This window comes from Streptomyces tubercidicus (assembly GCF_027497495.1).
GTDB classification, from domain to species: Bacteria; Actinomycetota; Actinomycetes; order Streptomycetales; family Streptomycetaceae; genus Streptomyces; species Streptomyces tubercidicus.
The window spans coordinates 46734-71096 of the sequence record NZ_CP114205.1; the positions used below are offsets into that span (position 1 = coordinate 46734).

30 protein-coding genes and 6 pseudogenes are annotated in these 24363 nt (G+C 67.7%); 13 read left to right on the plus strand and 23 right to left on the minus strand.

Annotation, left to right across the window (positions count from 1 at the left end; all coding sequences use genetic code 11):
- Positions 1–65: 65 nt before the first annotated feature.
- Together STRTU_RS00165 and STRTU_RS00170 are read right to left on the minus strand one after the other, a co-directional pair.
- Positions 66–275, minus strand: coding sequence for a LexA family protein (locus tag STRTU_RS00165; RefSeq protein WP_269777057.1), 210 nt, complete (start codon positions 273–275; stop codon positions 66–68).
- Entirely contained in the window at positions 272–520 is a 249-nt protein-coding gene (locus STRTU_RS00170) for a hypothetical protein (protein WP_269777058.1), read from the minus strand. Before STRTU_RS00170 ends, STRTU_RS00165 begins: the two co-directional genes overlap by 4 nt.
- 406 nt (positions 521–926) lie before the next feature.
- On the opposite strand from STRTU_RS00170, the pseudogene STRTU_RS00180 reads away from it, so the two are divergent.
- Positions 927–1627, plus strand: a pseudogene (locus STRTU_RS00180) (3-keto-5-aminohexanoate cleavage protein).
- 58 nt (positions 1628–1685) lie between these two features.
- On the opposite strand, the gene STRTU_RS00185 reads toward STRTU_RS00180, so the two are convergent.
- From STRTU_RS00185 to STRTU_RS00195, 3 genes are all read right to left on the minus strand, one after another.
- The gene (locus STRTU_RS00185; RefSeq protein ID WP_269777060.1) at positions 1686–2252 is read right to left on the minus strand and encodes a L,D-transpeptidase family protein; all 567 of its coding nucleotides are present in this window, start codon (positions 2250–2252) and stop codon (positions 1686–1688) included.
- A gap of 202 nt (positions 2253–2454) precedes the next feature.
- Positions 2455–2805 carry a hypothetical protein gene (locus STRTU_RS00190; RefSeq protein ID WP_269777061.1) on the minus strand — a complete coding sequence of 117 codons (351 nt, stop codon included), beginning with the start codon at positions 2803–2805 and terminating at the stop codon, positions 2455–2457.
- Positions 2806–3059: 254 nt separating this feature from the next.
- Entirely contained in the window at positions 3060–4136 is a 1077-nt protein-coding gene (locus STRTU_RS00195; RefSeq protein WP_269777062.1) for a peptidoglycan-binding protein, read from the minus strand.
- Positions 4137–4447: 311 nt separating this feature from the next.
- Between STRTU_RS00195 and STRTU_RS35860 the strand changes: the two genes are divergently transcribed.
- Entirely contained in the window at positions 4448–4852 is a 405-nt protein-coding gene (locus STRTU_RS35860) for a hypothetical protein (RefSeq protein WP_336298732.1), read from the plus strand.
- A gap of 112 nt (positions 4853–4964) precedes the next feature.
- On the opposite strand, the gene STRTU_RS00205 is transcribed toward STRTU_RS35860, so the two are convergent.
- The 4 genes from STRTU_RS00205 to STRTU_RS00220 form a co-directional block, all read right to left on the minus strand.
- The gene (locus STRTU_RS00205) at positions 4965–6023 is read right to left on the minus strand and encodes a hypothetical protein (protein WP_269777063.1); all 1059 of its coding nucleotides are present in this window, start codon (positions 6021–6023) and stop codon (positions 4965–4967) included.
- A 129-nt stretch (positions 6024–6152) separates the two neighbouring features.
- Positions 6153–6353: a hypothetical protein gene (locus tag STRTU_RS00210; RefSeq protein ID WP_269777064.1), complete on the minus strand. Its 201-nt coding sequence runs from the start codon at positions 6351–6353 to the stop codon at positions 6153–6155.
- A 386-nt stretch (positions 6354–6739) separates the two neighbouring features.
- The gene (locus STRTU_RS00215; protein ID WP_269777065.1) at positions 6740–6991 is read right to left on the minus strand and encodes a hypothetical protein; all 252 of its coding nucleotides are present in this window, start codon (positions 6989–6991) and stop codon (positions 6740–6742) included.
- Positions 6988–7305, minus strand: a complete 318-nt coding sequence (locus STRTU_RS00220; protein WP_269777066.1) for a hypothetical protein — start codon at positions 7303–7305, stop codon at positions 6988–6990. The genes STRTU_RS00215 and STRTU_RS00220 overlap by 4 nt, the downstream gene beginning before the upstream one ends.
- Positions 7306–7576: 271 nt before the next feature.
- Between STRTU_RS00220 and STRTU_RS00225 the strand changes: the two genes are divergently transcribed.
- The 3 genes from STRTU_RS00225 to STRTU_RS00235 all read left to right on the plus strand — a co-directional run bounded on the left by STRTU_RS00225 (position 7577) and on the right by STRTU_RS00235 (position 8401).
- Positions 7577–7729, plus strand: a complete 153-nt coding sequence (locus tag STRTU_RS00225; RefSeq protein WP_269777067.1) for a hypothetical protein — start codon at positions 7577–7579, stop codon at positions 7727–7729.
- A 248-nt stretch (positions 7730–7977) separates the two neighbouring features.
- The gene (locus STRTU_RS00230; RefSeq protein WP_269777068.1) at positions 7978–8199 is read left to right on the plus strand and encodes a hypothetical protein; all 222 of its coding nucleotides are present in this window, start codon (positions 7978–7980) and stop codon (positions 8197–8199) included.
- A gap of 46 nt (positions 8200–8245) precedes the next feature.
- A complete protein-coding gene (locus tag STRTU_RS00235; protein WP_269777069.1) occupies positions 8246–8401 on the plus strand; it encodes a hypothetical protein in 156 nt (51 codons plus the stop codon).
- Positions 8402–8408: 7 nt separating this feature from the next.
- Here STRTU_RS00235 and STRTU_RS36045 read toward each other — a convergent pair whose 3' ends face one another.
- From STRTU_RS36045 to STRTU_RS00245, 3 genes and pseudogenes are all read right to left on the minus strand, one after another.
- Positions 8409–8696 carry a peptidoglycan-binding protein gene (locus STRTU_RS36045; protein WP_389853017.1) on the minus strand — a complete coding sequence of 96 codons (288 nt, stop codon included), beginning with the start codon at positions 8694–8696 and terminating at the stop codon, positions 8409–8411.
- A 454-nt stretch (positions 8697–9150) separates the two neighbouring features.
- A pseudogene (locus STRTU_RS00240) lies at positions 9151–9282 on the minus strand (SOS response-associated peptidase family protein); the annotation flags it as partial.
- Between the two features lie 68 nt (positions 9283–9350).
- Positions 9351–9692: a MazG nucleotide pyrophosphohydrolase domain-containing protein gene (locus tag STRTU_RS00245; protein ID WP_269777070.1), complete on the minus strand. Its 342-nt coding sequence runs from the start codon at positions 9690–9692 to the stop codon at positions 9351–9353.
- Between the two features lie 909 nt (positions 9693–10601).
- On the opposite strand from STRTU_RS00245, the gene STRTU_RS00255 reads away from it, so the two are divergent.
- A complete protein-coding gene (locus tag STRTU_RS00255; RefSeq protein WP_269777071.1) occupies positions 10602–10724 on the plus strand; it encodes a hypothetical protein in 123 nt (40 codons plus the stop codon).
- Between the two features lie 391 nt (positions 10725–11115).
- Here the strand turns inward: STRTU_RS00255 and STRTU_RS00260 are convergent, their stop codons facing one another.
- Complete coding sequence (locus STRTU_RS00260) at positions 11116–11256, minus strand: hypothetical protein (RefSeq protein ID WP_269777072.1); 141 nt, start codon at positions 11254–11256, stop codon at positions 11116–11118.
- A gap of 1071 nt (positions 11257–12327) precedes the next feature.
- Between STRTU_RS00260 and STRTU_RS00265 the strand changes: the two genes are divergently transcribed.
- Positions 12328–13050, plus strand: coding sequence for a hypothetical protein (locus STRTU_RS00265; protein ID WP_269777073.1), 723 nt, complete (start codon positions 12328–12330; stop codon positions 13048–13050).
- A 215-nt stretch (positions 13051–13265) separates the two neighbouring features.
- Here STRTU_RS00265 and STRTU_RS00270 read toward each other — a convergent pair whose 3' ends face one another.
- The 3 genes from STRTU_RS00270 to STRTU_RS00280 form a co-directional block, all read right to left on the minus strand.
- Entirely contained in the window at positions 13266–13529 is a 264-nt protein-coding gene (locus STRTU_RS00270; RefSeq protein ID WP_269777074.1) for a hypothetical protein, read from the minus strand.
- A 519-nt stretch (positions 13530–14048) separates the two neighbouring features.
- A complete protein-coding gene (locus tag STRTU_RS00275; protein WP_269777075.1) occupies positions 14049–14423 on the minus strand; it encodes a hypothetical protein in 375 nt (124 codons plus the stop codon).
- 174 nt (positions 14424–14597) lie between these two features.
- A complete protein-coding gene (locus STRTU_RS00280; protein WP_269777076.1) occupies positions 14598–14732 on the minus strand; it encodes a DUF6193 family natural product biosynthesis protein in 135 nt (44 codons plus the stop codon).
- Positions 14733–14743: 11 nt separating this feature from the next.
- Between STRTU_RS00280 and STRTU_RS00285 the strand changes: the two genes are divergently transcribed.
- On the plus strand, positions 14744–15019 hold the full coding sequence (locus STRTU_RS00285) for a DUF6207 family protein (protein WP_269777077.1): 276 nt from the start codon (positions 14744–14746) through the stop codon (positions 15017–15019).
- Positions 15020–15222: 203 nt separating this feature from the next.
- Here the strand turns inward: STRTU_RS00285 and STRTU_RS00290 are convergent, their stop codons facing one another.
- The 4 genes and pseudogenes from STRTU_RS00290 to STRTU_RS00305 form a co-directional block, all read right to left on the minus strand.
- Positions 15223–15630, minus strand: a complete 408-nt coding sequence (locus tag STRTU_RS00290) for a VanZ family protein (RefSeq protein WP_269777078.1) — start codon at positions 15628–15630, stop codon at positions 15223–15225.
- A 358-nt stretch (positions 15631–15988) separates the two neighbouring features.
- Positions 15989–17008: a S66 peptidase family protein gene (locus tag STRTU_RS00295; protein ID WP_269777079.1), complete on the minus strand. Its 1020-nt coding sequence runs from the start codon at positions 17006–17008 to the stop codon at positions 15989–15991.
- Between the two features lie 31 nt (positions 17009–17039).
- Positions 17040–17641, minus strand: a pseudogene (locus tag STRTU_RS00300) (transposase); the annotation flags it as partial.
- A gap of 340 nt (positions 17642–17981) precedes the next feature.
- Positions 17982–18344, minus strand: a complete 363-nt coding sequence (locus tag STRTU_RS00305) for a hypothetical protein (protein ID WP_269777080.1) — start codon at positions 18342–18344, stop codon at positions 17982–17984.
- A 364-nt stretch (positions 18345–18708) separates the two neighbouring features.
- Between STRTU_RS00305 and STRTU_RS00310 the strand changes: the two genes are divergently transcribed.
- The 3 genes from STRTU_RS00310 to STRTU_RS00320 all read left to right on the plus strand — a co-directional run bounded on the left by STRTU_RS00310 (position 18709) and on the right by STRTU_RS00320 (position 21272).
- A complete protein-coding gene (locus STRTU_RS00310) occupies positions 18709–19428 on the plus strand; it encodes a hypothetical protein (RefSeq protein ID WP_269777081.1) in 720 nt (239 codons plus the stop codon).
- Positions 19429–19801: 373 nt separating this feature from the next.
- Positions 19802–20062: a hypothetical protein gene (locus STRTU_RS00315; RefSeq protein ID WP_269777082.1), complete on the plus strand. Its 261-nt coding sequence runs from the start codon at positions 19802–19804 to the stop codon at positions 20060–20062.
- 385 nt (positions 20063–20447) lie between these two features.
- The gene (locus tag STRTU_RS00320; protein ID WP_269777083.1) at positions 20448–21272 is read left to right on the plus strand and encodes a hypothetical protein; all 825 of its coding nucleotides are present in this window, start codon (positions 20448–20450) and stop codon (positions 21270–21272) included.
- 179 nt (positions 21273–21451) lie between these two features.
- Here STRTU_RS00320 and STRTU_RS00325 read toward each other — a convergent pair.
- The 3 genes and pseudogenes from STRTU_RS00325 to STRTU_RS00335 all read right to left on the minus strand — a co-directional run.
- Positions 21452–21718: pseudogene (locus STRTU_RS00325) on the minus strand (integrase core domain-containing protein); the annotation flags it as partial.
- Positions 21664–22065: pseudogene (locus STRTU_RS00330) on the minus strand (cyclase family protein); the annotation flags it as partial. The pseudogenes STRTU_RS00330 and STRTU_RS00325, both read right to left, overlap by 55 nt.
- 45 nt (positions 22066–22110) lie before the next feature.
- Positions 22111–22548 (minus strand): DUF3592 domain-containing protein, encoded by a 438-nt coding sequence (locus tag STRTU_RS00335; RefSeq protein WP_269777084.1) that lies wholly within the window; start codon positions 22546–22548, stop codon positions 22111–22113.
- A gap of 494 nt (positions 22549–23042) precedes the next feature.
- On the opposite strand from STRTU_RS00335, the pseudogene STRTU_RS00340 reads away from it, so the two are divergent.
- Positions 23043–23201, plus strand: a pseudogene (locus tag STRTU_RS00340) (alcohol dehydrogenase catalytic domain-containing protein); the annotation flags it as partial.
- 330 nt (positions 23202–23531) lie between these two features.
- Positions 23532–24323 (plus strand): hypothetical protein, encoded by a 792-nt coding sequence (locus tag STRTU_RS00345; RefSeq protein WP_269777086.1) that lies wholly within the window; start codon positions 23532–23534, stop codon positions 24321–24323.
- Positions 24324–24363 lie beyond the last annotated feature (40 nt).

A 24363-nucleotide genomic window follows, 5' to 3' on the forward strand; every position in this document is an offset into this window, starting at 1 on the left:
CAACTCGCGGGTCCGGTTCGCCGAAAGCGACCGGGCCCCAAGCCGCGGCTGCGGCCGCCGGCCTGTCACTGCATCTGGTACGAGCGGCTTCGGTGCGGGGCATGGGTGACGATCCCGCAGCGTTCCAGGGCCTGCAGGTGATAGGCGACCGTCGAGGCGGACAGGGCGACCGCGTCGGCGATCTCCCGTATCGACGGCGGGTAGCCGGCCTCGTCGGTCAGCTCCCGCAGGGCCCGAGCGATCCGGCGCTGGTTGTCGGTGAGGTAGGCAGTCATCGCTGGGCCTCTGCAGGGTCCGGGGCCCAGGTCTGCTGCTTGAGCGCCATCCGGGCGGCCGGGGCCCGGCCGGGGATGGTCGCCCAATACGAGTGCGTGGCGATCCGTACGGAAAGCCGCTGCAGGGTGCGGCGCAGGACGGTGGTCTGGGAGGGGTTCTCCTCCTGGGCGAGCTGGCGGTAGGCGGTGTACCAGGCGCGCTGGGCCTGCAGGAGGTCGTCGGGGAAGTCGTAGGAGGACGCCACCCCCAGATTGCATCACATGTTCGAATTGCGGCGCAGCACACGCACGAGTGAACCTAGCGCCGCACTGCCAGCGGGGCGGCCCTATGGGCGGCAGCCCCGGCACGTGTGCGCCCGTCGAGCAGGCCCGTGCCGAGGTGCGGCGCAGTACGGCTTCGAGGCGCGGGCTGCTCTCCGAGCATCGACGGCGCAGTAGCCATTCAGGCTCTTGCCTCCCGTGATGTGCTGCTACTGACGTGCGATACGGGGCAGCACACCCGCGGGCGGGCGGCCGGGCCGAAGGTGACGAAGGTGCCGGCGAAGGACCCTGGTCCCGAGCCGGACCGGGCAGCACAGGACAAGCCGGGCACCGGGACCCGAGCGAAGCGTCGCGAGTGGCAGGCCGCTCACGGCTAGCCGATGTTCGTCTTTGCCGCGCTCTCGGCGTGACGCTGCCCTCGCAGTTCTCCGCGACCCCACTACTGCCACCGAACTCGCCGAGGCGGCCCGCGCGGCAGTCGCTGCCGGAGTCACAGACATCCATCTTCACCCCAAGAGGCCTGACGGCTCCGATACTCTCGCCCCCGAAATCGTCGCCGAGGCCATCGAGGCGGTACGCGAGACGTTCCAGCTACCCCCATCGGTGTCACCACAGGAGCATGGACCGTACCTGACCCTGACCAGCGCGCTGCCCTTGTACGGTCATGGACCGTCCGGCCTGACCACGCCTCAGTCAATTGGCATAAAGACGGCGCTGACCTAGTCGCCCACGCTCTGCGAGAGAAGGGCATCGCTATCGAGGCCGGCATCTACTCCGGCACTGATGCCGCCTCACGCTTGCGCGCCTCACCCTTCGTCGACAAAATCTTGCGTGTACTCGCCGAAGTCGTCGACACCAATCCACACACTGCCTCAGCCACTACGGACCTTCTGCTGCGGGATATCGGCACCGCCTGTGCGGCACCAATTCTGCTACACGGCGAAGACGGTAGCGCCTGGCCTGTCCTGCGTGTGGCCAGACGGCTCGGTCTGGCGACCCGGATCGGATTCGAAGACGTATTACATACACCTGATGGCATCCCCGCCCCCGACAATGCGGCATTGGTGAAAGCTGCAGCCCTTCTGCGGTAACGATCTGCGCTACCGCCCGTGGCGTCTGGCTGGCTCCTCCCTCTCCGCCGCCAGCGTGTCAGGACGCCACGCGCAGGTAGGTCGGCCAGCCGATGCGGTCGAAGAGCCGGAACATCTTCTTGATGTCGGTCGGGTTCAGCTTCACGCAGCCGTTGGACTTGTAGTCGCCGGCGCCATCCCAGCGGCGGGGCTCGTTGCCGCCCTGGCTGCCGTCGCGGTTCATCTCGGAGTGGATGAACATCCCGGTACGCGTCAGGGTGCCCTTGGAGCACTTCATGTCCTGGAGGTAGACGGCGTAGCCCTTGATGAGCTTGCCGTTGTAGGTGCGGGACTTGAGCCTGATCTTCCAGTTGCCGTTCGGCATCCAGCCCTTGGCGCGCACGCAGTCGTTCTTGATGCCGAGGCCCGATCCGGCCCGGTAGGTGGCCCAGAGCTTCTCGCCCTGGTACACCGAGATCCGCGAGTCGGTGGGGTCGTCCTGGTTCTTGTCGAAGACCAGGGTGGTTGCCGCGGCCGCCGACGGCGCCGCGGCAGGCCCCTGTGCGGCGGCGGCCGGTGCCAGGGCCAGCGTGGTCGCCATGGCCCCGATCACGACGCCGCGCAGGTGACGTCCGTTGCTGCTCATGTGTTTCCCTCGTTCTTCCCGTACGGCTCGGTGCGCCCAGCCACACATGCGCGGCTGGGCGCGCCGAGCCGCGCATGTGTGGCGTGTGCTGTTCGTGACTGTGGGTGGGCGGCAAAAGCGCCCATGACCACTGCGGTTCAGGTGCGAGCGCACCCGGCCTTCGGCGGGAGCGAGGGCGGCTCGGTCCACGCCCGGTGCGCGGTCAGGCGATGGCCAGGCGGACCTGTGCCGACTTCGTCCCGGCGAAGGTGAAGGTGAACTGCTCCCTGACCCCGGAGCTGCACGCGGACTTCGTGTGGTAGGCACCGTTGCCGGCGTTGATGCGGACCACGGCGCACTTGCCGTCCATGCGGGTGTCCTGGAGCCAGCCGGCCACCGTCACCTTGTTGTCCGCGCAGTTCAGGCTCCAGCTGGCCGACGCCCCGTCGATCACCGGGGATGCGGAGGACGGACAGGTGGCCGCGCTCGCCGGGCCGGCGGCGCCGACAGCCAATCCACCGGCGAGGACGACGGCCGACACAAAGGACGTGATGGACTTGCGGACAGCGGACATGAGTGCCCCCTTCGGGCGACGTGATGACAGGAAGCGGACCGGACGAAGACCTGGACCTGTCGCCCGCCGATGAAGCGGGCTGTCCGGGAGCGCCGGCCGCAGAACCAGCATCGCCGGAAGACCCCGGCGGGAGAAGACGATCCCGGCTGCTTACCGAGGCACATCAATGCACCCTGCATGGCAGGGCTTTGACCTGGGACTATGGCCCGACGCATGAGGACTGCATCACTCGGACGGCGCGTGTGCCACCCTTCTCACCCGGACGCGGAGGGCAGTGGGCTAGCGGCCCTCTGGTAGTCCGGTGCTGCGACGGGAGGGAGCTGTTTCACCAGCAGAGCCAGCCAGGTGCCCGCATCCGCCCGGCCGGTCACGGACAGGCCATGAGTGCGCTGGAAGAACCTCACGTCCTCGGCGGTCTCCGCGGTGAACCTCCCCGACACCGCCGTGCCGCCCTGGCCCACGTTGTTCAGAAGTTCCTGCACGGCCCGCACCTCGAAGGTCCCGGATCCGGGCCCGACCTCTTTCACCAGCTCCGGCCAGGTGAGCCTGCCCACCTTGCCGTCGGCCGGCAGATGCCTCCTGCGCTGGAAGTCCATGACGGCGTCCCGGGTGTCATCCCTGAAGAAGCCGTCGGCCCGCACTTTGTAGCCCTGCGTGTTCAGCAGGTACTGCAGGGCGCGGGCACGGGTGAACTGGTCCTCCTCGCCCATGCGCAGCAACGGCCACTGGTACGGCGTCTGGCTCGCGGAAACGGCACCCCCCGCACCGTCGGCCGTGCGGTCCTTGACGGAGAACCATTCGTGGGTGATCACTCCGGCGGTGAATGCCAGAACCATGGCCGCCGCGACCAGGACGGGTCGCAGACACCGGGAGCGGAGCCGACCGGGTGTGCCGCGGCCATCCGTGCCGTGCGCGGCGGTGCCGGACGCGGCGGTGCCGGGCATGGCATCGGGTGCGGGGGTTTCGTCGGATCCGTCTGCGGCATCCGTTGGCGCGGTGTGTTCCCCTCCGCCGCCAGCGGCTCGTTGACGGCCGTTCTCCCGCAGCGCGGCCCGGCACAGCGCCCGTGCCTGTGCGAGTTCCGCCACCGGGGCGCGCAACTGGGCGTGCAAAGCCTCCACCACCCTCAAAGGAGCGGTCGACAAGTGCTTTGGATTCAGGTAACGCGACAGCGTCGTCTGGTCGACCCCCAGCCTCGCGGCCAGCGCCTGCTGCGTCGGCCGGATGCCGCCGGGCGGGCTCCCGGCCTCCTCCCACCAGCGGCGCAGCAGCCGCGCCAGCTGCACCCCCGCGCTCCCTTCTGGTTCCCGGTCGCCCCGCTCCTGCGCCATGTACGTGCCTCCCTGCCGTCATACGAAACAGCCGGGCCTCCGCATTGCCTGCATAGCGGCATAACAGCAGGTCAGGTCTGTGCATGATGTCAGGCATCGATGCATCGGCCTCAGCGTCGCTGATCGTAACGACGTGGTCACGACGTCCGGCACGGCCACTTGCGGGCCACCCATGCCCCCGACCCAGCTCCCGATGCTCCTTGGCCCTGCTACCAAGCCGCCTCCCCCCTCGGGAAACCCGGACCGGCAACCGCAGCACGGCCTACGTTCACCCAGACGAGTGCACCGGACGCCGCGGTAACCAAAGGGAAATGACTCACCCACAGGGACGACTGGCGGCATACGCAAACGAGCGGCCCAACTGGGCCGACGCCACAGACACATCACGAGAGAACGCCGACCAGCTGAAGCATCAACCCAGCCACGTCTCCGACAACCGCGCACGCCTTGCCGCCACGACCTACGACGACTACGCCAACCGACTCGCCCGAGCCACCGACACCGCACACCCCGGTCGCCGAAGCCAGGGGGAGACTACGGGCGGTCAGGCGGAGGGAGCGGCGGCCGGCTCGGCCGCCGTGGTCTCCAGCCGGGCAAGGCGTTCGTACAGGGCTCGTACGAGCCGGGCTCTGTTCTGGCAACAGGCGACGGTGCCCTGTGCCGACATCAACAGACGGCGCTGCCTGCCCTCCGAGCCGCCGGGCGCCGACGGCTGACTGCCTTCACTGCGCGGCGAGTCGGGCCTTCGTTGACCCGTACGACTCCATAAAGCCGACCCCCGGGGATGTCATGGTTGACCCCCTGAGGCCCGTGGTGTTGTGGGAAGGGCTACTGCATCAGCGCGGCGAGGGCCTGGTCGGCCATCTGTACACCCATCGTGGCCGCGATGGTGGTGCCTGCCTCCAGGAGCTTGTCCTTGAGCTGGGTGGCGAACTGGCGCAGGCGGCCCGGCTCAGGGTTCTCGGAGGTCGCCTCAGTGTGGAGGTCCTGGGCGACGCGCTCCAGCTCCGCTCGGTCCGCGTCGGACACGCCCAGGGTGGTGCTGACCTGGCCGATGTACCCGGCGAGCTGGGCGAACAGCGTCGGATCGACGCCGTCGGTGTTGTTCTGGGTGAAGTGCCGCTGCTCACCGATGATGACGCCCTTGGCGTTTGGCAGGTAGTTGTTGTACGTGGCGCCGGGACGGGGCTGGTTGACGTGGTCCTGCACGCTTCCTCCTGCCAGGGCGCAGCGGACGCCCTGGGGTGTGATGGCGATGGTGGCGGGGGCGGTGTCGATGTGCTCGATCAGCTTGTACTGGGTCAGATGGGCAAGTGCTTCCTGCAGCTCAGTTCCGGTGATCGCGGATCCGGCGAAGTAGGCGACGGGCGTGGCGAGGAACAGCACCGGGTAGAGGGGCTTCTGGTCGCCGACGGTGTCGAACAGCCACCGGTGGAAGGCGTCCATGGTGTAGCGGAGGTGGGCGGCGCGGTCTAGGCGCAACTTCTTCAGGCGGTGGATCGCGGCGCGGCCCGCGTCGGTGAGGTAGATGTCGGGTGCCTCACCGCCCCAGTTGCGCGAGACCTTGACGAAGTCGCGCTGTTCCAGCTCAAAGGCGAGTACGGTCGCGTCCTCGTCGTGCAGCTGCTGGTCCTCGATGAAACGGGCAACGTTGATGTAGTGCGAGGGGTTCTGTCGGGCCCGCTCGTCCAGCCACGTCAGGAGGCGGGCGAGAACCGGGTCGCCTTCGGTGGTGTCACGGCCGGGCACGGCGCCGCCTTCAGCAGATGCCTCCGTCTGGATCGGCACGCGGATCGGGTTCTGCTTGGCTGCGCGCTCGTAGTCCTTGGCGATCTGCCTGAAGTGCTTCTCGATCGCGCGTCGCTGGCTGCTGGAGCTGTCGGCCACGTTGCCCTCCTGTCTCAGGTACCTCAGCCAAGGGTCCGGAGGGGGTACGACACCGGCCGCTCAGTTGGGAGGGACCCTGTCGGCTGGACCGGACAGGCCCGCTTCGCGGATGGCCACGGCCCGGGCGGGTCAGTCGAGGTCGGGGTGCCGGAGGCCCGCGCGGGGCCGGTTGCGGGCCCACATCTTGAGGTTGCCGACGCGGTAAAGGAGTTCGGCACCGCGCTTGTCGACCGAGGCGGGGAAGTCCGGGTCGTTGGCGCGTGCCCAGCGCAGGGCGGCGAGCGTGAGCTCTGGCAGACGGTCCTGCTGGGCTTTGCGCAGTCCGACCACGGCGTCATCCGGGTCTTCCGTCGAGGCCGGGGCCGTCGCCGGCGGCGTCGCGGGGGGGCGGCGGCCGGGGCCGGCGGTGTGAGGCTCCAGGCGTCAGTGGGGAAGTCCCGGTCGGTGGCCGGTTCGGCGGCGGGCGCGGGCAGGAGAGCCTGGGCGCTGATGCTCCAGGCGTCGGTGCGGAGGTCGGCGGCAGGGGCAGCCGGCTTCTGCAGGGCCGGGTCGGTCGTGCCCCTCGCGTGGGCGCCGGACATCGCCCACGCGCGGGCCTCCGCGTTCGACAGGTTCAACACCTGCGTTTCGCAAGCCCGGCCGCGCAGGACGACTTGGACACGGCCGGGGTGCTCGGTCGGCATCGGGATCGGGCTGGCTTCGGAGACGAGCATGCGCTAGGCATTGAGGGTGTAGCGGACGAGGCTGCGGGTGGAGAAGTTCTCGCGCGTCTCCGGGCCGCCGATGGCGCGGGCGGGGGCGGACTGTGCCACCAGGAGAACGTGCAGGCGGACCTGACGGCCCATGAAAAGGATCTCAGCGAGCGCGTCGACGGCCGGGGACGTCTTCGGGTCGCCGCTCTCCCGGATCTTCGCCCAGTACCGCTTGAGCTGCGCCATGGTGGCGTTGGCCTCTTCGAGGAGGGTCACCAGCCTCGGTCCGACGCGCCATGGCTCCCTTTCGAGGACGTCATCGCCCAGCTGCTCCGCGAGGCGGTCCTGCGTCGTCCTTCCTGTGCGAGGTGGATGAGGGCGTCGTGGATCTCGGCGATGTCGCGGCAGTAGGTGACGCCGGGCACGCCGCGGGCCCAGGTGTGGGAGATCCGCTTGAAGTCCAGGACGTACACGAGCGCACGGTGGTGGATGAACTGGCAGCAGATGGTGCGCAGGATGGTCGACTTGCCGCCGCCGTTGCCTGCGGAGATCAGGACGTGCGGGGAGTCGGCGTCCAGGTCGACGGCCACCTTCTTCTTGCCGGCCCCGAGGCCGATCAGCGGGTGCGGACTCGGGCATGTGCGCCAAGATCTCGCGGAACCCGGGGTCGGACAGGCGCAGCGTCTTGGGCGGGGCCTGCCGCTTCTTGACGATGCCGTGTGTGTCCCTGCCCGGCGCGGCGCTCAGGCACCGGCTGCGACGGAATCGCGATCAGTGTGCCGGCTGCGTCGTGCTCGGCCCGCCGCTCGCCGCAGCGCCTCCGGGGACCCGGGCATGCCGTGCGGCAGATACCCGGACCGGGTGCCCAGCCCCACCCGCGCACTTGGACCGCGAGGGCAGCCAGAGCAAGGGCGCCGCCTCGATGACCTGCGCGACCGTCTGGCCAGCGCCGAGTGGTACGACGACGAGGAATTCGCCGCCTACGGCCTCTCGAAGACGCCATCACCGCCTTGAGAAGCTGGGCCCAGCAGTGGGCGGGCGACCTCGACGAGCGGCTGGCACGAGAAACAGGCGAGTACGAGGACTGACCTACTCGACTTTGCCGCAGAGGCAGTCGGCGGGCCGGGGGGAGCGCACTGCGAAGTCCGGTCCAGGAGAGGGTGGCGAGGGGGCTCAAACCATCGCTTCTACGATGCTCGTTCATCGTTCCGAAAAGAGTGAGAGGCCTGCCCGTGATGCCCCCGGAGTGCGTAGCCTGCGCAATGTCGGCAACCAGGAAGCGCAACCCCTCCGACAAGTGCTCCGTCGTGTACTTCCGCTCCACCGTCGACTACCCCGACGACTGGACCGGGCACCCCGAAAACGCCGAATGGTTCTGCACCGAACACCTACCCCTGACCGAGGGCCTCACCGACCTCTCAGCCCTCACGGCAATCGACCAGATCCGCACCCAGCTGACCCAGAGCACGGCCGCTGCCGACTGACTTCACCACCGAGGACGGCCGCCGGTCCTTCGCCGTCTTCGAGGTGATGGTCCGCGAGCCCTGGCGCGGCAAGGGAGAGGCCGCTCGCATCCACGAGCGGCTGTTGCGCGACCGGTCCGAGCAGCGCGCCACCCTGCTGGTCGACTGGTGCAGCGCGGCGAGCACGATGGCGGGGTGGGGGACGAGGAGCTCAGCACGCTGAGTGACCGTCACTCCGAATAGGGAACTCGGAGCTTGCCCCAGGACGTTGCTCCCGGCCAGCCGTCCGCGTCCGCGCCCTGGTACCCCAGCATCCGCTGCCACATGGCGTAGGAGTCGCGGTGGTATGTCGTCCAATGACGTCCACTAAGAGGATGCGCCGAGGGTGGGCCGGCCGGACCGAATTCTGTGCATCCCTCTGCGACCAGGCGCATTGCCATCATCTTGATGATCGGACTGTTCGGCTCACTCTTGAACCACTCGGAACCTGGGAAGGGAACGTAGCCGGATGTGTTCATGCTTGTAAGTTAGTCCTATCCACCATTACCTGCATGTTCACGCCCTTGCGGCTCGGTGAGTTCATGCGACTGGCGGATGTCTGAGGATCGTTATCGCTGTATCCTGCTCGGCTGCAGCGTGGAGGATCGATGGAGAGCCCAGAAGATCCGACCTGAGCCGGCCTGGCAAGCGACTGTGCTTGGCGCATCGCCCGTGAGGACCGCCAAACGCCCAGCCCACGTCGGGTCTTCTTTGTCGTCTCTCGGGCGACTTTCTTTGAAGACATCAAAGTTGCTGATCAAAAAACTAGAAACCGGAAACAAAAAATAGTTACTCGCTGCCTTGTTCAGGGATCTGCGGCAGCTCGGCCGTGGTGCGCCGATGGCGCCGGCGCCGCATCACCGTGGCAGCCTGGGCGACGGTCCAGATGGTCACCGCGACACCAAGACCGGCGACGTACTCAGGACAATCCTGTTCCGCCGGCAACAGGCGCCTGCGCTTGGCGAAAGCTCGGCGGTAGGCCGGCTTCTCCGCGACGGACTCCACCCGGGCATTGATCATCTTCGCGCAGACGTTTGGGGTCTTCGCCGAAGACAGCACCAGCCCCAGCACAGCTGCCGCTCCGCCTCGCCTGTCCCTGAGCACATTCGCGAGACCGGTCGAGCCGGCCGCCGTCACGACGGCTCCCCGGCCTTCGGGAGACGAGCGCTGATCGCCACGTCGAGTTCGGTCATCGTGCGGCGGAAGGCCGCCTCCAGATCAACGTCGTAGCGATGCGCCAGGATGAGAACTGACCACAGGCAGTCCGCGAGCTCATGCTCCAGCGCTGCACGCCCGCCCGGCACCTCCCGAGCGCCCTCCTCGGCCATCACCAGCTTGGCCAGATCGCCGACATCGCCCGTGAAGCCGAGCATGAACTCCTCCCGCGTCCACACCCAGCCACGCTCGTAGCGGTTCATCTCGTCGTACAGATCATGGATACGCACCGCCTGCTGGCGCAGTTCCTCAAGGTTCATCTCAAGCCCCTCCCGATCCGGACCGGACGTACATGATCCCCATCCGACGACGGGCCGGGTATCCCAGTCATCGTGGGGAACGATCACTCGGTGACTGGGGAAGGATCTTGAACACAGGTCGTCGAACCAGGTCAGACCCACTCGTGAACGCCCGTACGGACAACACGCTCGCGCGCCAGGTCGACCACAAGGCGACCGAATGCCTCCCGAGGCAGCAGAACCGGCTTTTCGGGCGCTATGAACGCGTCGGTCCGGATTCCCATGCGACCGGTTGTAACAGAGCAAATCCGCCCCGAGCCAGCGAGAATCGACTCCCCGGGGGCGGGCATCGCCCCCGGAACGGCCGAACACCCCACCCGCCCGGAACTCGAACAGCCCGGCTAACGCCACGGACGCGACGCCTTCCGCCTCGATGACCTGCGCGACCGTCTGGCCGGCGCCGAGTGGTGCGACGACGAGGAATTCGCCGCCTATGGCCTCACCGATGACGCCATCACCGCCTTGAGAAGCTGGGCCCAGCAGTGGGCGGGCGGCCTCGACGAGCGACGGGCACGAGAAACAGACGCGTACGAGGACTGACCCGCGCGGCGCCGGCCCGCCGAGGCAATGTCGCTCAGGGCACAAGTACGAGCCTGCGCAGGCGTCCGGCCGAGACCCCCTTCTGCTTCGTGGAGTAGTCCGCAATGCGGCCTGGCGCCGGCCGCCGGAGGCGAGGGCATGGAAGTCAAGCCGCCGATGCGGACCGTTTGGCACGGAGCCATCGCCTTCGGCATTGGTGATGCTTCATCCCCACTCCGGCCTGCTCCAGGGAGCAGATCCCTACCTCGGCTCGCTCGACAACCCGTCGGCAGGTTGGGGGACCATCCCCGCGGGTGCGGGGAGCAGCACGTGGCGGGTTCCCCGGCGCGAATGACCGCGGGACGATCCCCGCGCCAGCGGGGATGGTCCCGCGCCGACGGCCTCCACTACTACGGCACCACCGTCCGCCTGCCGGAGCCGTCCGACCTCAAGCTGGACACCAGCGGCCTCTGACTGCCCGGAGCGCCGAGGAGCAGGCCGACCGGGGCGTTCATATGTTCTCCTCGCCACGCCCTACCGGCCTCCGTGGCAGCCCCGGAACGATGGCGCCATGCCTGATCCGCACTGCTCCAGCTGCTGCCCCGTCGAACCGCCCAAGCCCGAGGCGCCCGTACCGTGGCCGATCGGTGCGTTGCTGTGTCTCGTTGTCGTGGGCGGCGCCGTAACCTGCCTGTACGCGCTCGTCATGTGGGCGGCGTCGAGCCTTTTCTGAGCGGGCCGTCATTGGCCCTCCGGACGACACCCGCGATTCCCTGTGACGCCCCGGCTTCGGTTGGGCCGCAGCCGCGTCCCGGTGTTCACCACCGCCCGCGCCTAGCAGGTGCTCGTCCGCCCGGCACCGCCGTCAGCCGGCCAGGGAGCCTCCGACGTCTAGCTGGGCACCAGCAGCCCCTGGCTGGCGCCGCACGGCGTCGGCTTCGTCCTCGTCCTCGTCCTCGTCCTCGTCCTCGCCTACGAGTACCTGCGCACCATCGTGGGTCTTCATCATCGGTCCCCTTCGGCGGGCTGTTCACCATCGTGAGGTGCCTTATGTCGTGAAGGTCGGAGTTGGTGAAAGTGGTTCATAATCCGGTCCTGCGCGGGTAACGATGCAGGTTAGGAAGCTGCTCCCCGTACGCGCGGGGATGGTCCGTTGCAGCGGAGCTACCCGGCTGGCCAGACTTCTGTCATGCGATTCCCGTCCCAAGCAAGCCGAGACGTCCAAGTCCGCTACGTCGCTCCCAGTTGTATGGGCGGCTTTGCCTGGTTCACGATCGACTTCGAACCTCTGGCGGAGGGCGGGCTTGGCTTCGAGTTCGTCAATCCGCTTGGCCCTGAGGAGATCGACCCTGAGTGTGCGCAAGCGCTCAGGGAAGGGATTCTGCTGTGGCTCATCGGAGCTGCACGCAGCGAACTCACGTTCAGCCGCCCATCGTTGCCGACCACCGCGGAACTTGAACGTGGGATGCCTGTCCGTCAGGAAGCCGGTCCCGGGCTCATCGCTCTTCGGGCTGTACTCCGGCATTCACGTGTGCACGAGGTCGACTCCCTGCCGTGGACTCACGTGCGTGCCGGCTGGCGTGCCGCAGACAAGGGACTGCTCGGTGCTGATGCAGCGGAAGACTCGCGGGACCGAGCTCCGCAGGCATCGGGATCCAACTCGGAGCCGGCACCTCAAGCCGACCGACGCCTTCTTCGGTGAGGAGGGGGCGCGGCAGGTCATGAAGTCGCGGACGGTGGCATGGTCGCTCGTGTTGGGCGAGTAGCCGACCTCGTACCATGCAAGGAGGCCTTGGCCGCAATCGGCCGTCGACGCCGTTGGACAGCGTGACCGAGCTGGCGGGCGCGCTGGCCGATCACCACCGGGTCATGTAACTGCGGGAGGAAGTACGGCTGTCCGGCGGTGCCTGGCGCGAGGCCCGCGCCGCGATCACCGCCCCACGGTCCGCGTTGGAGACGTTGACCTCGGCAGGCGAGAGGGAAAAGATCACGTCACACCGCGAGACTACGCGACCCCAGATGACCGGCTGCCGATAGGGTCATGTCCATTGTCGATAACGGGGGTTAGCCGATGCCAGTGAAGCAGCGTCGAATCAGCGGGGTGGCGGCAGCAGCTGCCTTCGGGATTCTGGCCCTGGCGGCCGGCTGCGGCAGCAAGCCCACCGCTGGAAAACACGAGGCCAAGCCGACAGGCTCCAGAGCGACAGCTCCCGGATCTCCCTCCTCCTCGGCTTCCCCTGCAGATCTCAAGCCCGTCAAGAGCCAGCAGTTGCGTCACTATCTGCTGACCGCTGACGACTTGGGACCGGGATACACGCAGACCGAGACCCCCGACGATGAGAAGGCAGCCGACCCTCACCGCTACGACGACATGGGTGTGAGCGGCTGCCCCGCCTTGCAGGAGCTGGGCAAACACAGCGACGAAGTGCAGTTCGCGGCGAAGACCTCCGCCGGCTTCACGTTCGGCGCGGATTCAACGCTGGGCGAGGAACTGCACAGCGATGCACCATCCAAACTGTCCGCAGGCATGCGCAGGCTCATGCATGCTCAGACGTCCTGCCCCACCTACACCATGACCTCTGGCAACACCCCTCTCACAGTGACCGTGCGCAAGGACGACGCACCCAGCCCTGGGCCAGATGCCTACGCCTACACGACCACGCTCACCGGCCCAGGAGGGTCGCAGGTGCTGAAGACGGCCGCCGTCCGCCGCAGCAACGTGCTGGTGATGCTCGTGGGCGCGCCCGCTCTGGTCGACCGGCATATCGAAGCGGCCATCGCCAAACTTCCGGCCAGCTGAGTCAGGGTTTCCCGAGCTCTGCCACCAGCCTTGTTGCGGCCTCATGCGCGGCGCGAAGCTCTGGTGATATCGCCGAAGACAGTTCGAGCATAGGCCCCTAACGCGAAGGGCCGGAGGCCCGTCGGCCCGCTTAAATCACTCGCGCCGGTGACAGTGCAACACCTGTTGCACTGGTCCTGCTCGTCGGGCGTTACCTGCCGGTGGCTGCAGGCGCCTTACCGCCCAGGGACGAGCAGATGCTCTGCCTCGAACAGCACGTGAAGGACCTCGTCGTCTCCCACGTCGCCCTTGACGGGTGGCAGATCCTGCACCGCTACGCGACCTGGCACCTGATTCGCCGGCTTCGCTGCCGAAGCCGCGGCAACGACAACAAGGTCGCCGGGGCCCGGGGCGGCTCCGCTGGATGGCAGCAGGCCCACCTCCTGGGCCACGCCGCCGGTCCAGCCCTCCGGGCCGGCCCGCCCCTGCAGCTGGCACACGACCGGTTCCGTTCCCAGGTAGAGCACCCGGCGGTCGGCCTGGGCGTGAACTCGACCTCAACGGCCACCAGACGGCCGTCGGGCAGCACCGCCATGAGGTCCGGCCAGTGCACGGCGTGGGCGCCGACCGGTATGGCGATCGGGCCCCCGTGCCGGGCCCCGATGGGCACATTGGGTACGCCGGGCTCCGCCAGGGGCTGGGCCGTCGACGGCTTCGGTCGCGTGCACCTCCCGTTCGGTGAGCGCCCTGCGCCCGGCCGCCTCCAGATTGACCCCGACGTCCGCGAGAGCCAGGCGGTGCAGCAGCCGCTCGCCCGGCCGGTTCGGCACCGACAGTCCGGTGCCGGCGATCTGCGCCTCGCTGAGTGGTGGACTCCCAATGGGCGAGTGATGCGCCCCAGTGTGATCCGTAGCCGGTGTACTGGTCAGCCGTCCGCTGACCAGCGAGACAGAACAGGCCCATGGTTCTGACCAGTTCACCCCAGGGGCCCGCCAGGAGCGGGATCGACCGCACCAGGGTCAGACGATGCGCCCTGTCACGTAGGCGTCCGTCGCGCCGCCCTGCGACCAGTGGAAGTCCTTGTGATTGCCCTTGCCGCACACCTTCATGTACCGGTAGCCGCCATGGTTGAAGTTCACCTCGACCATGGCGCAGTGGCCGTCCGCCTTGTCGTCCCAGATGGTGCCCCAGACCTGGACTCCCGAGGAGAGGTGGCACTCGCTGTAAATGATGTGCCCGCCGCTACCCATGTCGATGCGGTGGAAGGGGCAGCTCGCATGGCGCGCCGACGGGAGCCCGGCCGGTGCCTCGGCAGCGGCGACTGCGGGCATGGCCAGGCCCAGTCCCGTAGCGGCAACCAGGGTGGCGACGGCACGTTTGACTATGCAGTTCATCAGGACTCCTCTGGATAGGGGGCTGGCTGCCGTGAGCTGCCTACGGGCGCTGTGTTGCGCCTCTTTTTTGCCTTCATCCTGGTGCGGGTGGAAGGCCGTGAGCAGGGCGCATCAGTGGCATACGAAGCATCTGGGGCGTAGGTCCTCCCGCTCCGTGCGCAACGGAGGTTGCTCTCAAAGTCGGTTGTGCGCGTAAGGCGGCAAACGGAGCACGGGCGTGGTGCAAGCGATGAACGGGAGATCGTTGTTCCACGGAAAGTCGGTGTTGCGGTGAAAGGTGAGGCAACCGTGGCTGAGGAAAGGGAACAATTGGCGCAGGCGTGGCTCGGCAGACGCAGCTTCAATCGTCCCAGGACTGCCGCCTCGGTGAGATCTCTGAAGAGCACCTGAGCGAGCCGGGACTTGTCGTCATCGACATCACCGCGGCTGACGAAGCGACCGCCATCGAAGCGGCAGCAGCGCTCGGCGGACTGTGGCTCTCCAGTGGTCCGTCCGCCCCCTGGCGTACGCCCGGCGAAGCCGGCGTCACGGTCCGCGCCTATGCCGACCTCCGCCGTGCCCCCCTGCCGGCGCCAGCTGGCCCCGGCACCGGCTGAACGCTCCGCCTCCACCGGTGCCTCAGGAGCGGGCAGCTACCGCACCAACTCCGGCTCTGCGCAACTTGCGGGCGAAGTGCTCCACCTCGGGCAGCGTTCCTGAGCCGGCCAGCACCTGGCCCAGGACGACCTTGGCCTCCGTCAGGCGGATGCTGATGGGGATCAGCGATTTTCCCCGGTGTTACTCGGGTTCCCCAGTCGATTCAGCAGTCAACTGTGGTGCCACGGATGCGAGAGCTATGTCTGGCGAGGGCGAGGACTGCGGCGGTGCAGGAGAAGCCGATCAGTGCACCGAGGGTGTTGCTGGTGAGGTCGTTGATGTCGGCGCTGCGTCCTGATCGGGTCAGGTACTGGGTGACCTCGATCGTGAGGGAGCCGAGGAATCCGAAGAGGGTGGCCTGGTACCAGCGCACCGGGAGCAGGGCTAGCAGGAGGCCGACGGGGGCGAACATGAGCACGTTCAGCACGGCGTCCTTGATGTCCGCCGCATTGGTCAGGTCCAGCGCCTTCAGATTGAGAGCCTGGCCGCCGCCGGAGGGGGTCCCGAAGGTGAAGTAGACGACGCAGGCTGCCCAGAACCACAGCAGCCCGAGGGCGACCCGCTGCGACATCTGCCGAGGACTTCTGCGCCGGGTGGTCACCGCACAGAGGGCAACACCACCCAGAACGCCGATAAGGAAGGCGACCGGGAAGAACATGGCGAGAAGCTATCAGTCGATCATAAGAGACTTATTTACTCGACGAAGCGGCGGTCGGGGCCTCGACTGATGTCGCTCTTGCTGTGACCGCATACGTTCACCGGGTTGGTGATCCCTGACGTCAGGAGCTGAGCTTCTAGATCAACACGAGCCACCAGGTGTTCATGGCCCCTCCTACAGGCCGAACAAGCGAGTCGGGGCGGCCGTCACCAAAGTGCGAGTTGCCCCAGGGGGTGCTGCCGGGGGCCGTCGGCTCACTGATCCGGGGTGCTCAGCTGACCGGTCCCGTCATCGCGTGCGGCCCTACTGCCGGTTCGAGCAGCGACAACGTCCGCTGCTGCGCATCGAGGCCGGCGCGGATGCCGACCGGCATCGGCAGATTCGGGCCGGCATGCCCGAACTCGACGTTGCCCAGGACCGGGATGTCACGGTCGCCGAGGACGTCGAGGACGATCTCGGGCAGGGTAGGAGACGCGCCGGGCTCAAGTCCACTGATCTCGTGCGGAACGCCCACGACCATGCCGGAGATCCGATCGAGGATGCCGCAGTGTCGCATCACCTGCAGATAGCTCCACACGTACGATGCCGGGCCGCCCATCTCCTCCCAGAACAGCACCGCACCGTCGAACCATTCGAGCGGCAGCGCGAAACGCGTCGCCTGCGCCAGCACGATGCGATTGATCACCCCGCCGATCAGCCGGCCTTCGACACGACCAGGACGCCAGCACTCCCACGACGGGCTCGCAGGCAGCGCACCGATTGCCTCGGTACCGGTCAGCAACCGGGAGTAGAGCTTCGCGAGTTTCGCCTGGCGCGCCACGGGCGCAGACTGCCAAGTTCCGCCGAAGCCAGGGACGGCCATGTCGGCATGGAACCCGACCAGACCCGTGCGCGCATAGAGCACCAGATGCAGCAGCGAGATGTCGCTGTAGCCGAGGATCGGTTTGGGGTCGGCCCTGATCGCCTCGACGTCGATCAGGTCAAGGTAGCCGAGCGCCGACTGGCCGCCGTCACTCGCGACGATCGCGCGCACCTCAGGATCACGCAGAAGATCATTGAGTTCCCCGGCGATCTCCGCCGGCGTGGCCGCGCTCCACCAATGGCGGCGTCCTACTTCGAGTAGCGGAGCCCGACGCACGCGGAAGCCCATCCGCTCAAGCACAACCACCGTCTGCTCGACGTTGGTCTCGTAAGCGGCTGGCAGCGGACCGGACAGCGATGCGATGACAACGAGATCTCCGGGCCTCAGGGCACGCGGTCGAAGCAGTTGAGGCAGTGCAGAACCAGTCATGGCGTCAGTGTCGCCGGTGCCATTGGTAGGGTCACGCGACTTTCGCCGGTCGTCCGCCCCAGCGCAGGCGCCCTTCTCGCTGCGGATGCGGGCTCGCTCGCGGCGCCGGGCCGCGAGGGCATCTGGATGGCGGGCGTTGGTGTTGCGCCAGCGCAGGTAGGCGTGCAGGGCGCGAGTCTGGAGGGTGTGGTTGCGGTGGTGGGAGTTGGCGACGGTGAACTGCCGCAGTGGCCCGAAGTGGGCCTCGATCGGGTTGGCCCAGGACGCGTAAGTCGGGGTGAAGCACAGCTCGACCCGGTTCTTCCTCGCCCAGCGCCGGATCGTGTCGCCCTTGTGGGCGGATGGGTTGTCCAAGATGACGTAGATGGGGGCGCCGTCAGGGCGGGCCGCGCGGATCGACTTCAGCGCGGCCAGGGTGTTCGCGGCGCCCTTCTTCCGGCGGTTGACGCCCCACAGGGTGTCGTCGCCGACGGAGTAACAGCCGTGGAAGTACCGGACGCGGTGGGTGCGGTGGTAGGTCGCGGGGTGCCGCTCCGGGTGTCCTTGCTCGGCCCAGGACGACCCGGCAGTGGGGCGGATGCCGAGCGGGCCGAACTCGTCGAACGCGAAGACGCGGTCGGGGAATCGCTCCACCTGGCGGCCGAGTCCACCGGCCAGCAGCCGCACACACTCAACCCGCGCGGCTCGGCTTCAGCCCGGTCTTGACCGCACGCCGTCGACTGAACCGCCGCCCCTCGGCAATGGGCACCGGGTCCTGGGCCTCGATCAGCGAGGGCGTTCGCCGCGGCGAAGGTGCGCCTGGCCCGCCACTCCCGCTTGAAGCTCGGCTGCATGACTCCGCCGGCCTCACCTGACCGCACACGTCAGCCCCGGTCGGACCTGTTGGATCCAACGGGTCCGACCGGGGCTGACGTGCTTACGGTCCCGCGGCGTCACTCGGCGACGCATCCCTGGCCGAGGACGACGATCCGGCCTACGTCACGGCGTGACCTGCCTCAGAGCACTTGATGGGCGTGAGGTCCTTCTTGATCGTGCACGCCCTGTAGAGGGTGGGCACGTCCTCCTCCCAGTGGATCCTGTGCCTGACCATCGTGCCCTTGCCCTTGTTGTTGATCAGGAACCTGGGAGGGCAGGGCGGCTGACCCCAGCCGCAGGGCAGACCAACCTGCCAGAGGGCCGCGACGGCATACCCGTCCTTGCAGTCGTCCTGGACTTCGAAGTAGTCGCCTTTGCCGCGAAGAACGTCGTTGCGCACTTCGTATCGACGATCGGGCCTCTCGCTTGCAGATGCAGTCCTAGTGCCCATGAGGAGCGCTCTCATCGTGGCGATGCCCACGATGGCCCCTGCGGGGCAGGCTTCGGCGACCTGGGCGAATGGTGTAACGCAGAGAAGTTCCCCCTATCCTTCACTGACGCGCCTCACCAGAGTCGTTCCGTTCATCCGCGAACACGGCAACACTGGCCGATTGTCACCGGAACACCGGAAGTGGACAATCCGCGCGAGGCTCCGTTCGACGACCCATCTATCAGTTGCGTGGCACTGGACAATCGAACGCAGCATCGGCTGGCTTTGTGCGCCACTGGCGTCACATCCGCGACGGACGAAACCCATCCGCACCGCTCCGAAGCCACGATCCTCATACCTGGAGTTTCTCCAAATCCCTCCCCCACGCAGCTGCAACCTCATTAGACTGCCTCACATGGAGATGAGGCAGCCCCGACGCCGTTCACAGTATGTACGTCAATCCCTTGTTCGCTGGCTTTATGAGATCGATACAGGGGATGCAAGGTGGAATAGGGCGAGAGAGGACTGGCTCATGGAGGGGGGCAAGACGCTTGGCGGAATTCTCCGGTGGCGCAGGGAACTATTTGGAACCTTGGTATTTCATGGTGAGGAGATCACGGAAGGGGACCTCGAATACGCGTACGCCTTCCTGCATGAGAAGGGGCTAGCCGAACACATCCCCGGGCGGCCGGGCGACGGAATCCCCAATCCTCGACTCACGGCACTTGGCATAGACTGCGCAGAAAGCGATAAGACAATCGAAGAGTACACATCACCAGCGACGACGGGCACCGTTTATAACAACTATCTGTCAAACGTGAAGGGGGCAGTGATTGGCGAACAGACCAACTTCACGCAGAATAATTCAGAAGGTGTTGACACGGCTAAATTCATTCAGCTCGCCGCTCTTATCGGTGAGATTAGTGGGACCCTTCCAGTGGAAGGAAATGTTCGGGTCGACATGCAGCGCGATGCCCAAGAACTGAATGAAGAGGCTACGTCCAGTAACCCCGAACCTGGACGGCTGAGGGCTCTCACAAGTCGCATTGCAGGTTACCTGGACCAGTCCACTCGTACGGCTCTCAGTGAGGTTGCAGTGAAAATGACTCAGGAAGCCCTCGCTTCCTTGAGCTGAGGTTGCCCGTTGCGGAGCACGAGGATCGTGCTCCGCAGTGGAGTTGGAGGTCACCGCCGCGACCCGGCTGGGCAGTGACGAGGACGCGAAGTACTGCTGGAATGGATCGAGGAGGTGGGTCCGGACTCTGGCCTGACGGACAATGTGTTGGTCAACCGGCCGCATCACACGGGGTGTAGCTCCTGGGGCTCAACGAGGACGAGACTTTCCCGGGGCAATCGGCCGTGTCCATGGCCATCGTGGTCGCGGCGGACATGTTCGGCGCCCACCTTCGCTTCCAGGACGGCGACGTGGAAGGCGTCCGGGGGCCCTCGGCCGGGCCGAGATCGACTGGGCTACGGCTCACGGCGACTGCCACTTCGCCAACCTGACCGTGAGTGGGCCGACGTTGCTGGATTTCGAAGGGTTCGGGCTGGCGCCGGGGGGCTACGACCCAGCTTTGCTGTATGCCTACTCCCTCCTCGCCCCACAGACCGCCGCCCGCATCTGCGCCGAATTCCCGATCCTGGACAGTCCTGCCGGCCACACCGCACTGCTCGTCGTTGCAGCAGACCTCCTCCAGTCCACATCCCGCGGCGACCACCCCGAACTCACCGAACCGCTGCACGCCCTCATCACGTCCGTCACGAGGTAGCCAGGTGCGATCGGTCCGACGCCTCCTGACGACAGCGCATCGTGGGAGGCTGTAGACGCCGTATGGGCTCTGTCGGCCCGGGATATCCAGGGCCGAGCCAGCATGCGGTCAGTGGACGGCGAGCCGGAACTTCTCGTCAGGGAAGCAGCAGGAGGACGGCACCGCACGTGGTTCAGTCGTCTTGCAGTGACCGCAGAAGTCGGGCTCGCACGTCGGCTCTCCGGTCGTTTTCGGCTGTGTCGTCCGGCTCCGGGGCCGCGTGTGCCTTCTCGTCGGGTGTTGTGTCGGCGTTGGCCAGCAGTGCCTCGTCGATCATTTTCGAAGGTGCCGGGTCGGCTGCCGCGGTTCTCGCGGTCCGTCGGTCGTGCAGTCGTACCCTTCGGACATGCATTCCGAACTGTTCTTTGAGTGGGACGACCGGCCGGATGCGGACGAGCACGTGATCGGAGAAATGTACGCGGCGGCCGGCGAGCCCCCCTACACGGCGGACGACGAGCCCGAGCCAACCGGCGGCCAGGGCCGGCCCCGTACCATCGGCGCGGTCGCGGCCCGCCGCGACGGGGCGCTGCTGGGTTGGGCATGGGTATACGAGGACCCGGACCACGAGCGGGTTGCGCGAGTGCAGGCAATGTACGTGCCACGCGAGGTCCGCCGTCTCAAAACCGGCTACTACGACCTGCTCCCGCCGACCGCCGAGGAGTTCGAGATGGTCACGGGCCTGTACCGCCGGGCCGCGGACGAGGCCCGCGCCGCCGGCTACCGCACCCTGCGGTGGGTCGGTCGGGACACCGGGCCCGACGGCCAGGCGGCGACCGCGCTGAACGCGCACGGACACGGCGAATACGCCCGTTACTGGAGCACCGAGCCAGCCACATGGCAGCCCCCTGGTGGGCTGCCCGATGTGCAAGTCCACCAACTGCCCGCGCACCTCACGCTGGCGACTGCGGACGCAGAGGTCTCGGCCGTCATTGACGGGCACGCGGCCCACATCAATGCCGGGGAGTCGATCCGCCACGAGAACGCCGAGCCGTGCGCCCTCGCCGCGCTCATCGCGGAACTCGTCACACGCCTGCGGCGCGACCACCCCGAGGTCACCGAACTGACCATCTGGGAATTCGACGACGCCGCGGTACGCCAAGCACTGCCGCTGGCCGGACTGCGCATCACCGCACACACCATGGACTACGAGCTTCCGCTCACCCCTTCATGACCTCGGCGACAATCCCGCCAATACACCACCCATGGCACGGAGGCGAGTGCGGCATCAACCGCCTCAAGTGCAACCGGGCTGTTACTGCCAGATTCGACAAACGCGCAGTCCGCTAAGAGGCCACACTGACCGTCGCGGCCATCAACGAGTAGCTGTGACCAGCACATTCAAAACACGCCCTAGATGTGCTGACCGGACAGGTTGGTGACGCGGCTGGCTGGGGTGTGGCCACGGATTCCGGTGTGGGGTCGGTCGGGGAACGCGGCCTGTCGTTCGGCGTCTGAGGTGTAGGGGCGGTGGTAGGCCCATTCGTCGAGCAGGGTGCGGTGGAAGCGTTCGACTTTGCCGCTGGTCTGGGGGCGCCAGGGCCGGGTCCAGCGCGGTCGGATGCTCAAGTCGTGGCAGGTCTGGCGCCAGGTGTTCTTGCTGTAGGACCAGGCGTTGTCGCCGTGAGCAGGACGGCATAGCGGTCCAACTCCGAGCAGACGGCGGCCAGTTCCGTCAGCTCCGCGACGTCGCTCAGGGGCATGCCCAACAGCGGCAGCGCGACCCGGTGCAGAGAGCCGGGGAGGGCGGGATGCAGCGGCGGGTGGGCATCGCCCAGGTCGTCGGTGTTCACGGACGCACCGCGCCGGTGCGGCCACCGCACCGCGTCCAGGCTGATGCCCGGCATCGGCCGGTCGGGGTCGATGGCGTAGGCCCATCCGCAGCGCACCACCAAGGCATCCCCGGAATCCAGCCGCACGCTCTGGCGCGCCTCTGCCGATTCGAAGTCCTCCGAGGTGATGGGGCGCCGCGCCTCCTGTGCGACGCGAACAGACTGCTCCTGAGCGTCGGCTCAGCGGCGGACGAGCTCCCAGAGCGCGAGGCCCGCGAACAGACAGCCGAACGCGAGGATCGGCACGATCCTCCTCAGGCTTCTCCAGGCGATGTCGATCCGCGCGGTCTCCGGGGCGCCGGAAAGGTAGATCACCGAGGCCGGACCCCCCACGCGCAGGCCCGAGCGTCCCGTTCCCTGGACCCGCAACTCGCGGATATAGCCCTGGTCGTCGACGAATTCGACCACCGCGTGCTGGGTGGGGCCACTTCCTCCTGTGCCGGAACTCGACTCGTAGCGGGCCACCAGGCCCCTGGCGCGGATCCCGTGACGCCGCAACCTGTAGTGGAGCAGGGCCTCATATACGCCGTACCCCATGGCGCTCAGACCGATCACCAGGAACACCGCCAGACCCATCGGCGTCTCCCCTTTCAGTGCCTCGCCCGGCTCTTCGGGCATCTCCTGCCCCGGAAAGGGACGCTCCGCCGACCAGTGGTGGTTCCTGGTGCAAACGCCGGAGTGCGGCAAAACCCCTGCGGAGGCCATGTCACAGGGCGCGGTCAAGATCCGCTGGGTCACGGGTGCCCAGCGGACGGTGGGTGCGCGGGTTCGGGACGCAGGCGGAAACCCGTGTCCCGGCCCGTCGGTGTGGGCGGCCGGGGAGAGCCGAGGCCGTCCTCTCGGTGTTCGCGCCGTGAGGCGCCGCCCCTTGCTTTGAGAGGCCGCAGCGCTGCCTCCGGCCCAGACCGGAGGTTCTCGCACAGGCACTCACCTTTTTGATCCTTAACCTCGTTCGTCACGTTCGGTAATGCTCGCGGGGCGTTTGAGGGTCTTGCCGACGTCATAGCGGGTGGCGGGGTGTCGGTTCTGGGAGCTGGGCGGTCGTCCGGGGCCGGCCGGGGCGGCTGGGTTCGGTGCACGGGCGAGACTGTCAAGGTATGGGCGGATGTGTCGCGATCGGGCTGAACCTGCTGGAGGCGCGCCTGCGCGCCGGCGAGTTCCCGCTGATCGGCCGGCCGCCGGTCATCCTCGGCTGGGACATCAGCGGCGTGGTCGATCAGGCGCCGGGGGCGTGGCGGTTCAGGCCCGGCGCCGAGGTGTTCGGGATGCCGTGTGTATGGCCCGGTTCCTGATCCGCATGGACCGGGGGCCGCCTCATGCCCGGTGCCGGGGCCGGCGCGGCGCGCCCCGACAGCACGGGGTTTACGGTCGGGAACCGTGGCCGGGCCGGGTCTCGTCCCTTTCCAGGACCGTGGAAGGGACGCCCATGAGCATCGACCCACCCCGCCCGTCCAGGCGGTCGCCATACGGCGAGCCGCGGCCCGCGGGCGACCCGCCGCGGCCGTACACGCCGCTGTGGCGACGGCTGCGTGAGGACGAATGGCCGCCGCTGGATGAGGTGTTGAGAGGGCGGCGGGCGCAGGTCCCCCGGGGTGTTGCTGATGCTGCTCCTCCCGTGCCTGTGGTGGCTGACCGTGCCGCTGCTGGTCGGCTACCAACTGGCCCGTACGGCCCGCCGCATGGCACGCCGGGTCTTCCCCGTACGCCAGGCAAGGCAGGTCGAGGATCCCGAGGTCTTCTGGGTACAGCGGGTGCGGGCCTGGACGGCCCTCGTCATTTCGGGGGTGCTGCTGGCCGTGTTCGGTGGCTGGCAGGATGTGGCGGACGCGCAGAAGCAGTTCGTGGAACGGCTGTTGTTCGCGCCCTGGCTGGCGCTGTTGAGCGCGGCGGTGGTAGTGGCGCTGCTCTTCTGGGCGGCCAGGCCCGGGACACGGCGGACCATGCGGACGCAGCTGTGGCCGGCCGGCCGGTCGGCCCTGTGGTACTTCGGCGCCTGGACACTGGTGCCGCTGCTGTTCACGGCCGCGGGCAAGGGGATGGGACTGCTGCCCAGCAGCGCCAACGGGCTGTTCGGGCTGCTTCTCTGGGTGTCCGTGATGTTCATCTGCTGGGCAGCGTTCTGGTGGGTGATCTTCTTCCTCTGCTTCGCCTCCGGTCCGGCACTGCGCCACGCCTTCAACCTGTCCGCCCTGCACGCGGCGCTGCCCGCGCTGGTCACCACCGTCCTGGTCTGGGTGTTCGCCTTGCTCGGCCTGTCGGCGGGTGGCCTGCCTCCGGGCCCGGTGCCGCTCGCGGTCTGCGCGTTCCTCGGTGGCCCGGTGTCGGTGACGGCATTGGCCTGGTGGGAGATCCACCGGCTGCGGCGGTGGCACGGGGTGCGGTGGCGGGGTTAGGGCCTGTCCGGCGGATCTTTCCGGGCTCGGCGCTCCTGGC

What these genes read in the sequence shown, in the direction of transcription:
- STRTU_RS36045 (WP_389853017.1), bottom strand. Translation starts at nt 8,696, where the DNA reads ATGAACACATCCGGCTACGTTCCCTTCCCAGGTTCCGAGTGGTTCAAG.
- STRTU_RS00295 (WP_269777079.1), bottom strand. Translation starts at nt 17,008, where the DNA reads ATGACTGGTTCTGCACTGCCTCAACTGCTTCGACCGCGTGCCCTGAGG.
- STRTU_RS00290 (WP_269777078.1), bottom strand. Translation starts at nt 15,630, where the DNA reads ATGTCGCAGCGGGTCGCCCTCGGGCTGCTGTGGTTCTGGGCAGCCTGC.
- STRTU_RS00190 (WP_269777061.1), bottom strand. Translation starts at nt 2,805, where the DNA reads ATGTCCGCTGTCCGCAAGTCCATCACGTCCTTTGTGTCGGCCGTCGTC.
- STRTU_RS00185 (WP_269777060.1), bottom strand. Translation starts at nt 2,252, where the DNA reads ATGAGCAGCAACGGACGTCACCTGCGCGGCGTCGTGATCGGGGCCATG.
- STRTU_RS00345 (WP_269777086.1), top strand. Translation starts at nt 23,532, where the DNA reads ATGCTGCTCCTCCCGTGCCTGTGGTGGCTGACCGTGCCGCTGCTGGTC.
- STRTU_RS00230 (WP_269777068.1), top strand. Translation starts at nt 7,978, where the DNA reads ATGTCGGCAACCAGGAAGCGCAACCCCTCCGACAAGTGCTCCGTCGTG.
- STRTU_RS00165 (WP_269777057.1), bottom strand. Translation starts at nt 275, where the DNA reads ATGACTGCCTACCTCACCGACAACCAGCGCCGGATCGCTCGGGCCCTG.
- STRTU_RS00320 (WP_269777083.1), top strand. Translation starts at nt 20,448, where the DNA reads ATGCATTCCGAACTGTTCTTTGAGTGGGACGACCGGCCGGATGCGGAC.
- STRTU_RS00310 (WP_269777081.1), top strand. Translation starts at nt 18,709, where the DNA reads ATGGAGATGAGGCAGCCCCGACGCCGTTCACAGTATGTACGTCAATCC.
- STRTU_RS00235 (WP_269777069.1), top strand. Translation starts at nt 8,246, where the DNA reads ATGGTCCGCGAGCCCTGGCGCGGCAAGGGAGAGGCCGCTCGCATCCAC.
- STRTU_RS00195 (WP_269777062.1), bottom strand. Translation starts at nt 4,136, where the DNA reads ATGGCGCAGGAGCGGGGCGACCGGGAACCAGAAGGGAGCGCGGGGGTG.
- STRTU_RS00260 (WP_269777072.1), bottom strand. Translation starts at nt 11,256, where the DNA reads ATGAAGACCCACGATGGTGCGCAGGTACTCGTAGGCGAGGACGAGGAC.
- STRTU_RS35860 (WP_336298732.1), top strand. Translation starts at nt 4,448, where the DNA reads ATGACTCACCCACAGGGACGACTGGCGGCATACGCAAACGAGCGGCCC.
- STRTU_RS00335 (WP_269777084.1), bottom strand. Translation starts at nt 22,548, where the DNA reads ATGCCCGAAGAGCCGGGCGAGGCACTGAAAGGGGAGACGCCGATGGGT.
- STRTU_RS00255 (WP_269777071.1), top strand. Translation starts at nt 10,602, where the DNA reads ATGACCGCGGGACGATCCCCGCGCCAGCGGGGATGGTCCCGCGCCGAC.
- STRTU_RS00275 (WP_269777075.1), bottom strand. Translation starts at nt 14,423, where the DNA reads ATGAACTGCATAGTCAAACGTGCCGTCGCCACCCTGGTTGCCGCTACG.
- STRTU_RS00245 (WP_269777070.1), bottom strand. Translation starts at nt 9,692, where the DNA reads ATGAACCTTGAGGAACTGCGCCAGCAGGCGGTGCGTATCCATGATCTG.